The organism is Bacillus sp. FJAT-27445, assembly GCF_001510665.1.
In the GTDB taxonomy this organism is placed as follows: domain Bacteria; phylum Bacillota; class Bacilli; order Bacillales; family Cytobacillaceae; genus Bacillus_D.
Genome location: NZ_LMTI01000009.1, coordinates 52,101 through 63,366, shown reverse-complemented (window position 1 = coordinate 63,366; position 11,266 = coordinate 52,101). Strand labels below are relative to the sequence as shown.

The following is an 11,266-nucleotide window of genomic DNA, read 5'->3' as shown; positions in this document are numbered from 1 at the left end:
AGTGATCCGAAGATCACTATAATATTGTTTGTTGACGCTTGTTTGTTTAGTTTTCAAGGAACAATTTAAAACTGCAATCGCTCAGAGGCGACTTTATTAATATACCATGCTGACAATTGCATGTCAACAACTTTTTTCAACTCGCTAACTGCCCTGCAGCAACGTTTTTTACTATACCAAGATAGAAATATAAAGTCAACAAGAAATTTAGCCAGTTGTTTGCTGCCAGCTAGTGAAGATTATCAACTTATGCCAGGGTCAACATCCTGCAAGAATAACCGGTAACTCCCACCTTGTCTACAACCAATCCTTCCGTTCGCCGCGAGTCGTTTCAATTCCTTCATGTTCTCCTAGCCCTCTTCTTTCTCATGTATTTCATACAGTCCGCCGGATTGGCCAGCCTCCTGAATAACGCAAACAAAGTTTTATAACGCTCCTCCATCGCCATTTTGGCTATATGGTCAATCCTTTCATCCTCAAGGTCAAACAGGATTTCTTCCATTTCCCTTTTAAGGAGATATTCAAGCTCCTTTATTTCCTTACCGTCGACCAGTAAACCAATCATCTCTAGCACACTCCTGGCATGAACTTTGCTCTTTATGTTTTCCAAATAATTCTATTGTATGTAAAGTCAGATTCATACAAGCCTGGTTTTGTACATAGATATAGGACAAGGAAAGCTGTGAACGGGGGAATGATCGTGAACTTCTTTATAGTTTTAAACGGAAAGCGTATGAAACAACTTATCCTTATCGTGGTTTCAGCCATATTTACAGCTTGGATTGTTTATATGGAAAGTATGGTCCAAGTTCCAGTGTTTTCCACGAAAGAAGGGCCAAAGGCAGTTTACAAAGGGGAAAAAGATATCGCACTGACATTTAACATTGGCTGGGGGGATGAAAAAGCAGCACCGATATTGGATGTGCTAGAAAAGGAAAACGTTAGGTCGGCTACTTTCTTTTTGTCCGGCTCCTGGGCTGAGCGGCATCCTGATTTGGTAAGCCGTATCTCCAAGTTAGGCTATGAAATAGGCATTTTGGGTTATGGATATGAGGACTATACCACAATTGAGGAAGATGAAATTCGAAAGGATTTGGCTAAGGCACAGACAGCGTTTGGAAAATTGAATATTAAAGGAATCTCGTTGATTCGCCCCCCAACAGGGCATTTTGACATGAAGACACTCAAAATTGCTGAGAGGTTCGGCTTTACTGTTGTGCACTGGAGCGTGGATTCCAGTGATTGGACCAACCCGGGCGTCAAAAAAATCCAGGCAAATATTAATAAAGCCGTGGCTGGTGATATTGTGCTCCTTCATGCATCGGACTCTGCCAAGCAAACTGCAAAGGCCCTCCCCGGCATCATTAAAACGCTGCAGGCAAAAGGCCTAAAGTTTGTTACTGTTTCCGAAATGATTACCAGCGGGGAAGCTAAAACAGAAGAAGTCAAATAGAGATGGAACAAGCCGCCCAATCATTTGGACGGCTTGAGCTGTTTCTTTTCTTGGTGAGGCTTTTTTTCCTGAAGCTTTCTTCGTTCTTGAAGCGATTTTTCATTTAGCTTGTGTAGGACAAGAAGTTGATAGCCATTGCAGACTAGCAAAGGGATAAGCATAAGGTAAAACCAACTGCTTTCATTGACTCTCAGGACAGGAACCCATTCAATGACGGTACCGACTACCATGAAAAAAAGTGCCGGAATGAATGCCTCCTTATTTGTCTGCTTCATTTTCTGCCAGGCAACCAACAGACCTACAACGAGTACAATCAGTGCCGGTACAATATAGGAAGTCGTTCCTTCCCCTTCCTGTGCAAACGAAATGTACCGCAAGTAAACAAGATCAAACAGGACAAAGGCCAAAACGACGGCCTGTACTCCATTCCACAGCCTGGCTGACTTGAAAATTCCAAGGCCAAAACGGTGGACGGTCAAGTATGCAAAAAAACCCATCTGGCTTAACAAGCTAAATATTAAGCCCACTCCAACGAGCCATATGAGGACAGAAAGGATTTCGAGTAGATCAAAGCTGGAAACCAACGGTTCAAATTTATCCCAACGGACAATAAAACCCGTAATGACAGTTGTAAGAGCACCCAGCATCAATGTGTTAACAAATAATTTTACCCAGTTACGGCTAGTCACAGTTTTTCCCCCAGCATTGCAAAATTGCATTCTTTTTTCTTTATGCCAACGCCATGACAGAAGGCGCGACTTAATGATTTCACTTCATTGTACCAACCGGGACCTGAAAAATCCAGGCATTCCGTTTCGCGAATAATTAAAGCGCTTTTTCTTCATTCTAAGAATAAGTGTATTTCGCCGAAAGGGGTTGCCCCGAATGAAAAAGGGATTTTTGCTGATTTTTATAGGATTTGTTTTAACCGCTTCAGGCTGTGCCGGCGGAACCAATCAGATAGAGAGCAAATTGAATTATGAAGAAACAAAAAAAATGCTTGTCGATATCCTGCATACGGATGATGGCAAAAAAGCAATCCATGACATTATGACCGATGATAAAGTTAAAAAGCAGATGATTATGGACGAATCAGTCGTGACAGAGACAATTCAAAAAACGTTGGTTTCCAAGGAAGGGATCGATTTCTGGAAGGAATCACTGAAAGACCCAAAAATGGCCTCAGCGCTAGCAAAGAGCATGAAAACAGAAAACGAAAAGCTGTTAAAGGATTTAATGAAGGATCCCGATTATCGTGGGATGATGATTGAGGTGTTCAAGGAACCGGAAATGCAAAAGGAAATGGCCGATGCATTAAAAAGCAAGGATTTCCGACTCCATCTGCAAGCCGTTATTGCTGAATCAATGCAGAGCCCTTTATTTAAGGCTGAAATGCAGGAACTTCTTTTACAGGCTGCCCATGAGGCAACAAAGGGAGAAAAAGGCGGAGGTAAGGGCGAGGAAAGCAAGGGTGGGTCTTAATCGATTAAAAAAGCCTCATCCGTTATTACGGAGAGGCTTTTTTCCTATTTATCTAACCTGCTTATAATCTTATCTGCAATCTGAAGATATAGGCCGCCGAGCTTGTGTTCCTTCTGATAAACCGAAGGAGCAAAATCCGTTTCATCCCAGTCTGGCTGGCCCAGCGGAAGCTGGCCAAGGATTTCGGTATCGAGAGCTTCGGCTAACTTGTCCCCTCCGCCTTTACCGAAAATGTATTCCTTTTCGCCTGTAGATGCGCTTTCGAAATAAGCCATATTTTCAATGACACCCAAAATTTCGTGATCAGTCCTTAACGCCATCGCTCCCGCCCTGGCTGCAACGAATGCAGCTGTCGCGTGTGGGGTCGTTACGATGATTTCCTTACAGGAAGGCAGCATGGTATGCACATCTAGTGCCACATCGCCTGTGCCCGGCGGCAAGTCTAGAAGCAGGTAATCCAGCTCACCCCAGTTTACCTCTTCAAAGAAGCTGTTGAGCATTTTTCCAAGCATCGGTCCGCGCCAGATAATTGGTGCATTGTCCTCGACAAAGAAGCCCATTGAGATGACCTTTACGCCAAACCGCTCCACCGGAAGAATTTTCTCATTCTTGATTGCCGGGCGTTCCGTAATGCCCATCATGTCAGGTACACTGAAACCGTAAATGTCGGCATCGACCAGCCCGACCTTTTTGCCAAGGCGTGCCAAGGAAACGGCGAGGTTGACTGAAACGGTCGATTTTCCCACGCCCCCCTTGCCGCTCGCAATTGCAATGAAGGTTGTTTTACTGCCTGGGGACAACAGTCCGAGGTCTTCTGTTTCCCCCATGGCTGCGCGGTGCTTCACCAATTCCTCTTCTGGAAGCTGGCTAAAACGAAGTCCGACTGATGCAGCCCCATGGCTTTTTAAAGCGTTAACAATTTCACTCTGAAGTTGAAGCTGTTCGGCGGTCCCTGTCTTGGCGATCGCAATTTTAACGCTGACGTGGCTCTTTTCTTCCTTCACCTTAATTTCTTCAATAGCATTCAGCTCACCCAGCGATTTATGTAAAAATGGTTCCTGTAAACCGCTCAGCACTTCCCGTACGATAGCCTCTGTTATCATTTACTAAAGCACCCACCTTATTGATTTGGTTGATTGCCTTTCCTGCCCGGCATGTCTTAATATTATAGCATATTGCTCACCAAGGCTGTTAAATGGCGCACACCCTCGCTTCTTTTAATTTTTGACCAATAGAAAGAGGAGGCGGCCTTGCCCCTCCCCTAAACAATCACCTTTCCGTAAAGAATCGGTTAATTCCCTTATAAATAGAGGCAGCCACCATTTCCTGGTAAGAGTCGCGCTCGAGATTCGCTCTTTCAACTGGGTTCGAAAGGAATCCAGCTTCAACCAGCACTCCAGGCTTTTCAGCATTTTTCAAGATAAAGACGCTATTAAGCGGCTTTTCTTTTCTCGTTGTATTCTCAAGGTTGGTCCTTAGCTCCTGCTGAATAAGCCTGGCAGCCTTTTTATTTTCTTTTTGATTTGTACTATAAAAGGTTTGTGCCCCGCTCCACTGTGAAGAGGGAATGGCATTTAGATGAACGCTGACAAAAAAGTCCGCATTTGATTCATTAATGATTTTTAGCCTTTCCTTAAGGTCGAACGTTTTTCTTCGGCTATAGCCCTTTAAATCCGTTGGCGCTAAGTCCTTGTCGGTTTCCCTTGTCATGATGACAATCGCGCCCTGCTGCTGTAGAAAGTCACGGAGCTTAAGGGAGATATTCAGCGCAATGTCCTTTTCCTGCATTGGCCTGTCTCCAGCTCCTCCATCAGCTCCCCCATGTCCCGGATCAAGGAGGATCACCTTTCCCGAAAGTGGAAGATGCCAGGTGTTCCATGATATATTTTCAGAAAAATCATATTGGATGATAAAGAATAACATAAGCAGCCCGGCAGCAAATGCAGTCCTCTTTAACCTTTTTATCGACACTCCGTTCATCCTCCTGCCTGTCCTTTTCCATTCCACTATATGGTCAAGGATTGGGAAATAGAACAGGATTCAGGCAGCTTTAATGGAGTCGAAGCTTAAATCGGCGCTGGCCCTTTTCATACCCATCGAACCACCATTTCCTTACATACTGCTCACAGTTAAAATAAAGGGATTCGCTATAAAAGCCTTCCTCCCCTCCTCCCCAGTATAATAAGAAGTTGAAAAGAGTATCAATGAGATGGGTCTCTTCGGGTTCACATCGGCCGAGTGTCAGCTCGACCTTTTCGCCGCTCGAGCCAAACTTGCTGAAATTTGCCCCAAGCAAATACGCTTCTAGCGCAACATCATAACACGCTTCCTGGATACCCGAATTTTGAAAAAGGCCATTTTGCAGCCTAGTTGATCCGAAATGCTCCTGTACTCTCTTCTTTAGCTCATTTATCGAAATTTCCTTAAGAACAGATCGTTCATATTTAATTTGCTTTTCTCGCCTTTTTTCATTAAAAGTCAGAATGACATTCACTATATTTCACCTCTTCATCCTAGTCTTTATCCGTATCCAACGGAGAATACAGGACAAATTGATTGTTTCGCTTTCCAGTTTTACAACCAATTAGCAATCGTGTATTTTAAAATCAGAATAAACAGAATTTTGTAAGGGGGAAATTTTTTTGAAAAAAGAGCATAAAGTCTTATTCAACCAGCTGAGGGACTACCGGAACGACATCCTTGGCTGCGTGGCAGATCTATCCGAGGAGGCCGCAGATAACGTTCCAGCTGGCTTCAACAATAATATCCGCTGGAACCTCGGCCATATTTACCTTGACCAGTTGCTGTGGATCAAGCATTTGACAAAAGAGCCGATTGAGATCCCCGAAGGATTCAATGACTGGTTCGGTTTCGGAACTAGCCCTCCCACCTGGAATAGCCAGCCGCCTTCCCTAGATGAATTAAGGCAGCTGCTTTCCAGCCAGCCCGATTGGATTAAGGAGACGTACGGGGACAGACTTGATGAGACATTCACGGAAACCGAATCCGGCATGCAGACCATCGCCCAGGTGCTTGTAAGGACGATTTACCATGAAGGAATCCATCTGGGGGCCATTTTTGCGTTAAGAAAATTCATAGTATAGTGAAAAAAAAGGGCAAGCCTGTTTTTCAGCAAACAGACCTGCCTTTTGCTTTACTTACTGGTGCCTCCCTCGACTGGTAAACAAAATGCAGCATGGCCTCTGAAGAGTACATAAATAAAGCTTATTAAATCCGGAACTGGTTTTATCCCGCGCGAGAAAAACAATTGAACCTACACCTTACAACAATAAAAAGGAACTCATTTTGAAAAAGACTAATCAAAATGAATTCCTCTACTATGGATTTGAATTTTATTTTTTAAAAAATTTTATTCATTCTCTATTAACTGCAACATTAATATTTATAAGATTGTCCACCATCGATTGGAATAACGGTTGCGTTGATGAAGTTGGATTGATCGGATAGCAGGAATGCCACTAAATATCCCACTTCTTCCGGTTTACCGAAACGTTTCATTGGGTTTGGCTCAACAAACTGTTTTCCTACTTCTTCCCAATTGTCCGGATCGATTTGTTTTAATGAACCTTCGACCATTGGTGTCATAATTGCGCCTGGTGCAATAGCTTTGATACTGATTCCGTATTGGCCATATTCAATTCCTGAGTTTCTTGTTAATCCGACCACGCCGTGTTTACTAGCTGCATAACCAGATTGGTTTCCCACCCCACGAATACCACCAACGGAAGCCGTATTAACAACTGAGCCAAATCCTTGTTCTCTCATTACTTTCAATACGTGTTTTAAACCATAAAACACACCATTTAAATTGACATTGACTACTTTTTGGAATTCATCAATACTAAAATCCTCTGTTAGGCTTTGTTTTCCTTCAATCCCTGCGTTGTTGAAGAAACCATCGATTCTCCCGAACTTTCCAACTGTTTCGTTCACATAGTTTTCAACTGCTTTTTCATCTGCGACATTTGCAGTAATAAGCAATACTTCTGCGTTTGGTGCAACTTCTAACACTTTACTTTTTGTTTCCTCTAATGAAGCAGCGTTTAAATCAACGAGTGAAAGTTTTGCACCTTCTTTTGCTACTTGTAGAGCAGAGGCTTGACCCAAACCAGATCCCGCACCTGTAATTAATACCACTTTTCCATCAAATCGATTGCTCATGATGTTATCCCCCTTGTTGTTCTTTCTGAATTTGAATAAAACTATACTATCGTAAGATATCTGGAATGATAGTGTACCCCTTTTAATAAAATATCATTCATTAAAATATCTTTAATTAATAGTATAATTTAATTATATATCGAATGAAAAATTTACCAAGTAAATGGGCTCATCCTATTTTTGTCTAATATGGAAGAATGGATTTTAATAAGTACACCGAACTCAACCTTTTCTGCCGTAGAGGCTCCCTGCAGGCATCCTAATCAGCCGGTCTCGGCCCCACTTCAAGTCCGGAATTCTGTACGGTCATAATTGGACGAACAGTCAAATCATCATTAACACGTATTTGACAGGATAAACGTAAAAAGTCATCTACTAAGCCTTTATCAAAAAATGCGTTCCTTTCTATATTTGTTAAATCATCATAGCCACCTTCCAACACTTCCACTCTGCAGGATGTACACTTGGCCTTTCCTCCGCACCGGTGCAGTATATCTATACCATTGTCTTCTAATCCCAACACCAGTTTTTTCCCTGACTCTACTTCAAAAGTACCAAATCCTAAAACTGTAATTTTTGGCATCTCATATCCTCCTGTTAGAGTTAAATGGATTAGGTTTATTATTTGCTCCCGAAGCATGAAATAAAACATTTCTTCTATTACCTTGCTAACATAGATTTCCATCAATTACCCTTATCTCTATTTACTAACGACTCCAAACACAAAAACAGGCTATCTCATCATAAAAGAGATAGCCTGTAAAAGTTGATATACCAAAGAGTTTACGATTAATAATCGTCCATATATTTTAGTTAGTTGCCCCAAAATTACTTCCCAACAATATATAAGGAATTGCTGATTTGATAAATTCCTCGGGTGGTATCTCCTTACTATTTCTCCTCCATTCTACAGAAGCCCCGTAAATTCCCCAACTCAGCACGACAGCTGTAACCTTTAGGGGATGCTCATCTTCAGTTGGCCGTTGTTTTAACAACATTTTATAAAAAATGATTTCAAGCTGTTCCCTAATAATACGGGCAATGGTATCTTCATATCCTCTATGGCAGCGATTAGATAATGACTTTTGAAAACTTGTGATCGCTATGAAAATGTTAACCAGCGCCTCTTCATTTAGTCCGTTATTTTGGTAGTAATCATAATCCAAATTAACTAACAATACTTCTGATAATACCTTTTCCAGTAAGTCATATATATCCTCAAAATGATAATAGAATGTGGCGCGATTAATCATAGCCTTAGATGTAATATCCTTAACAGTAATATCCTTAAATTCCTTTTCCCCTGAAAGGTCAATGAAAGAATCCATTATTAATTTGCGAGTACGCAGAACTCGGGGGTCCGTCTTTGATTGAATCATTTGTTACCCACGCCTACTTTCTAAACAATTTCTTCAATGTGTTGTATAAACGACAAATCCAGAGAACTATTGGTGTTGGTCATGTTCATTATGACTTAAGATTCAATTGTAAGGCAAATAATCAACTTTGCCCAAGAAAATATAAAGGGAAATAAAACAATCTCAGGAGGAAGAACTATGATTAAAATTGGTATTATTACTGGGAGTACAAGAGATTCAAGAGTAAATTTACAAGTGGCGGAATGGGTGAAATCAATCGCGGATAAAAGAGCGGATGATGCTGAATTTGAGTTGGTAGATATTAAAGATTACGGCCTGCCACAATTTAATGAACCTATTCCTGCCATTATGTCACAGGATTATCAAGCACCAGAAGCAAAAGTTTGGTCAAAAAAAATTAATGAACTTGATGGCTTTGTTTTTGTCACTCCGGAGTACAACAAAGCCGTTACGTCAGGGTTAAAAGATGCCATAGATTATTTGTATGTTGAGTGGAATCATAAAGCTGCAGGCATTGTAAGTTATGGTTCTACTCTTGGAGTTACTGCAGCCAATAATTTACGATTGATTTTAACTGTGCCAAAGGTTGCAACAGTAGGTACCCAGCCGGCATTAAGCCTCTTTACTGATTTTGAAGAAATGAGAACCTTTAAACCGGCACCGTTTCATGAAGAAACCGTTCAAACAATGTTAAATGAGGTCATAGCTTGGTCTACTGCATTGAAAACAATTAGAAAGTAATTTATGGATATGATTTAATTCTATATAGAAAAGAGGAAGATTGAATTGAAAAATAATAATATGATTTGTGATCTAGAAACAGGCATTTGCGGAGTAGCTGAGGAAGAGGAGATGGAGATTATTGATTTTAATAAACCAGAAAAATCAATTAACCTTTATTATGTGACTGATCCAATTTGTTCCCATTGCTGGGCAATTGAACCTGTGCTCCGTCGTTTTGTAAAGCAGTATGGTAATTATTTTAACTTTCATACAGTTATGGGCGGCTTGCTGGAAAAATGGCATGACGGACCTATCGACCCTGCGAACGGCATTTATAAACCAGCCGATGTTGCTGGCCACTGGAGAGAAGTTGGAGAATATTCAAGAATGCCAATCGATGGGACTTTAATGATTGATAATCCAGTGCAATCTTCCTACCCGCCTTCTCGTGTATTTAAGGTCATTCAAAAAAATCATAATGAAGCTATGGCATTTGAATTTTTGCGCCGTGCACGAGAAGCACTATTCGCATTTAATCAAAATATTTCAGAACAATCCGTTATGATTGAAATCGTAAATAAACTAGGACTTGATGGAAATGCCATTGTAAATGAAGCTGAACAACCCATCGGACAACAATTATTGAATGAAGATTTTGCTCTTACTAGAAGCTTGGGAGCCAGAGGTTTTCCTACTATTATCATGATTAATGAGGAAAATAAAGGTGTGAAAATTGTTGGTGGTCGTCCGTTTGAATACTATGTTGACGGATTAAAACAAGTTCTAAATCTGGAAGAACTACAACCAAAACAACAGCCATCTCTTTCTACCTTGCTTGAAGAGGAAAAACTTCTATTTTCCAAAGAAATTGAAGTAATGTATGATATCGAACAATCAGATGTTAACTCTTTTATTGAAAAGGAATTAACACCATTAACTTACGAGGCTAAGGAAGTTCTGGGTGAGACATATATTTTGAAAAAGTAGCAATCAACCAAAAAATCTGTACAACCAAAATAAAGGTTTACAGATTTTTTTTTATGAATCAATTTTTGGATTTTTCCAATACCACTGTTTGTGCCTGTCATCAACATAGGTACATTCAATTTACAATCACAACTTTTATTAAAACAAAAACAGGCTATTTCATCATAAATGAAATAGCCTGTAAACGTTGATATAAAAACGATATTAACGCTTTGAGAACTGAGGTGCACGGCGTGCGCCTTTAAGACCGTATTTCTTACGCTCTTTCATGCGGGCGTCACGAGTAAGAAGGCCTGCGCGCTTCAGTGTTGGACGAAATTCCGGGTCAGCTTGCAGCAATGCACGGGCAATGCCGTGGCGGATAGCGCCAGCCTGGCCAGTATAACCGCCGCCCTTAACGTTTACAAGAATGTTGTAGTTGCCAAGAGTTTCAGTAGCAACAAGCGGCTGCTTAACAACTTCGCGCAACGCTTCGAACGGGATGTAGCTAGTGATTTCACGATCATTGATTAGGATTTGTCCATTGCCTGGAACTAGACGTACGCGGGCAACGGAGCTTTTACGACGGCCTGTGCCGATATATTGAACTTGTGCCAAGTTAATACCCTCCCTTTATTATCCGCGAAGTTCGTAAACTTCTGGTTTTTGTGCTTGGTGCGGATGCTCGCTGCCTGCATATACGTGCAGCTTTTTGAACATTTGACGGCCAAGAGAATTTTTTGGAAGCATGCCTTTAATAGCAAGCTCGATCATTTTCTCAGCATAGTTTGTGCGCATTTCAAGTGCAGTCCTTTGCTTAAGGCCGCCTGGATGCTGGGTGTGGCGGTAGTAAATCTTGTCATGAAGCTTGTTTCCAGTCAGATGGACCTTGGAAGCATTCAGGATGATTACATTGTCACCAGTGTCAACATGCGGTGTGAAAGTTGGTTTGTTTTTACCACGTAGAATTGCTGCAACCTCGGAAGCAAGGCGTCCAAGAGTTTTGCCTTCAGCATCAACTACGTACCATTTACGCTCGATATTGTTGGCATTCGCCATAAATGTTGTACGCATGGGTTTC

At 41.4% G+C, this 11,266-nt stretch carries 15 protein-coding genes; 5 read left to right on the top strand and 10 right to left on the bottom strand.

What is annotated here, in order from left to right:
- Positions 1-340: 340 nt before the first annotated feature.
- Positions 341-565 carry a hypothetical protein gene (locus AR337_RS21815; protein WP_059174166.1) on the bottom strand — a complete coding sequence of 75 codons (225 nt, stop codon included), beginning with the start codon at positions 563-565 and terminating at the stop codon, positions 341-343.
- Between the two features lie 135 nt (positions 566-700).
- On the opposite strand from AR337_RS21815, the gene pdaB reads away from it, so the two are divergent.
- Positions 701-1,453: a polysaccharide deacetylase family sporulation protein PdaB gene (gene pdaB / locus AR337_RS21810; RefSeq protein WP_059174165.1), complete on the top strand. Its 753-nt coding sequence runs from the start codon at positions 701-703 to the stop codon at positions 1,451-1,453.
- 20 nt (positions 1,454-1,473) lie between these two features.
- On the opposite strand, the gene AR337_RS21805 is transcribed toward pdaB, so the two are convergent.
- The gene (locus tag AR337_RS21805) at positions 1,474-2,142 is read right to left on the bottom strand and encodes a KinB-signaling pathway activation protein (RefSeq protein ID WP_059174164.1); all 669 of its coding nucleotides are present in this window, start codon (positions 2,140-2,142) and stop codon (positions 1,474-1,476) included.
- A 196-nt stretch (positions 2,143-2,338) separates the two neighbouring features.
- On the opposite strand from AR337_RS21805, the gene gerD reads away from it, so the two are divergent.
- Entirely contained in the window at positions 2,339-2,935 is a 597-nt protein-coding gene (gene gerD, locus AR337_RS21800) for a spore germination lipoprotein GerD (protein WP_059174163.1), read from the top strand.
- A gap of 44 nt (positions 2,936-2,979) precedes the next feature.
- Here gerD and AR337_RS21795 read toward each other — a convergent pair whose 3' ends face one another.
- The 3 genes from AR337_RS21795 to AR337_RS21785 form a co-directional block, all read right to left on the bottom strand.
- Positions 2,980-3,762: a P-loop NTPase gene (locus tag AR337_RS21795; protein WP_253702079.1), complete on the bottom strand. Its 783-nt coding sequence runs from the start codon at positions 3,760-3,762 to the stop codon at positions 2,980-2,982.
- A gap of 442 nt (positions 3,763-4,204) precedes the next feature.
- Positions 4,205-4,915, bottom strand: a complete 711-nt coding sequence (gene cwlD, locus AR337_RS21790) for an N-acetylmuramoyl-L-alanine amidase CwlD (RefSeq protein WP_059174161.1) — start codon at positions 4,913-4,915, stop codon at positions 4,205-4,207.
- A gap of 70 nt (positions 4,916-4,985) precedes the next feature.
- Positions 4,986-5,429, bottom strand: a complete 444-nt coding sequence (locus AR337_RS21785; protein WP_059174160.1) for a DUF2521 family protein — start codon at positions 5,427-5,429, stop codon at positions 4,986-4,988.
- Between the two features lie 148 nt (positions 5,430-5,577).
- Between AR337_RS21785 and AR337_RS21780 the strand changes: the two genes are divergently transcribed.
- Positions 5,578-6,039, top strand: coding sequence for a DinB family protein (locus AR337_RS21780; protein WP_059174159.1), 462 nt, complete (start codon positions 5,578-5,580; stop codon positions 6,037-6,039).
- 292 nt (positions 6,040-6,331) lie between these two features.
- Here the strand turns inward: AR337_RS21780 and AR337_RS21775 are convergent, their stop codons facing one another.
- The 3 genes from AR337_RS21775 to AR337_RS21765 form a co-directional block, all read right to left on the bottom strand.
- Complete coding sequence (locus AR337_RS21775) at positions 6,332-7,117, bottom strand: SDR family oxidoreductase (RefSeq protein ID WP_059174158.1); 786 nt, start codon at positions 7,115-7,117, stop codon at positions 6,332-6,334.
- Between the two features lie 259 nt (positions 7,118-7,376).
- Complete coding sequence (locus AR337_RS21770) at positions 7,377-7,700, bottom strand: 2Fe-2S iron-sulfur cluster-binding protein (protein WP_059174157.1); 324 nt, start codon at positions 7,698-7,700, stop codon at positions 7,377-7,379.
- Positions 7,701-7,926: 226 nt separating this feature from the next.
- Positions 7,927-8,496, bottom strand: a complete 570-nt coding sequence (locus tag AR337_RS21765; protein WP_059174156.1) for a TetR/AcrR family transcriptional regulator — start codon at positions 8,494-8,496, stop codon at positions 7,927-7,929.
- 177 nt (positions 8,497-8,673) lie between these two features.
- Between AR337_RS21765 and AR337_RS21760 the strand changes: the two genes are divergently transcribed.
- Positions 8,674-9,237: an NADPH-dependent FMN reductase gene (locus AR337_RS21760; RefSeq protein ID WP_059174155.1), complete on the top strand. Its 564-nt coding sequence runs from the start codon at positions 8,674-8,676 to the stop codon at positions 9,235-9,237.
- 45 nt (positions 9,238-9,282) lie between these two features.
- Complete coding sequence (locus AR337_RS21755) at positions 9,283-10,206, top strand: DsbA family protein (RefSeq protein WP_059174154.1); 924 nt, start codon at positions 9,283-9,285, stop codon at positions 10,204-10,206.
- Between the two features lie 204 nt (positions 10,207-10,410).
- On the opposite strand, the gene rpsI is transcribed toward AR337_RS21755, so the two are convergent.
- Both rpsI and rplM read right to left on the bottom strand, forming a co-directional pair.
- Positions 10,411-10,803, bottom strand: a complete 393-nt coding sequence (gene rpsI, locus AR337_RS21750) for a 30S ribosomal protein S9 (RefSeq protein ID WP_059174153.1) — start codon at positions 10,801-10,803, stop codon at positions 10,411-10,413.
- An 18-nt stretch (positions 10,804-10,821) separates the two neighbouring features.
- Positions 10,822-11,259, bottom strand: a complete 438-nt coding sequence (gene rplM / locus AR337_RS21745) for a 50S ribosomal protein L13 (RefSeq protein WP_059174152.1) — start codon at positions 11,257-11,259, stop codon at positions 10,822-10,824.
- Positions 11,260-11,266 lie beyond the last annotated feature (7 nt).

Bases quoted from the DNA above. Each gene is read 5' to 3' on its own strand.
- AR337_RS21815 (WP_059174166.1), bottom strand. From the start codon at position 565: ATGATTGGTTTACTGGTCGACGGTAAGGAAATAAAGGAGCTTGAATAT.
- AR337_RS21775 (WP_059174158.1), bottom strand. From the start codon at position 7,117: ATGAGCAATCGATTTGATGGAAAAGTGGTATTAATTACAGGTGCGGGA.
- cwlD (WP_059174161.1), bottom strand. From the start codon at position 4,915: ATGAACGGAGTGTCGATAAAAAGGTTAAAGAGGACTGCATTTGCTGCC.
- rplM (WP_059174152.1), bottom strand. From the start codon at position 11,259: ATGCGTACAACATTTATGGCGAATGCCAACAATATCGAGCGTAAATGG.
- AR337_RS21760 (WP_059174155.1), top strand. From the start codon at position 8,674: ATGATTAAAATTGGTATTATTACTGGGAGTACAAGAGATTCAAGAGTA.
- AR337_RS21765 (WP_059174156.1), bottom strand. From the start codon at position 8,496: ATGATTCAATCAAAGACGGACCCCCGAGTTCTGCGTACTCGCAAATTA.
- AR337_RS21795 (WP_253702079.1), bottom strand. From the start codon at position 3,762: ATGGGGGAAACAGAAGACCTCGGACTGTTGTCCCCAGGCAGTAAAACA.
- gerD (WP_059174163.1), top strand. From the start codon at position 2,339: ATGAAAAAGGGATTTTTGCTGATTTTTATAGGATTTGTTTTAACCGCT.
- AR337_RS21770 (WP_059174157.1), bottom strand. From the start codon at position 7,700: ATGCCAAAAATTACAGTTTTAGGATTTGGTACTTTTGAAGTAGAGTCA.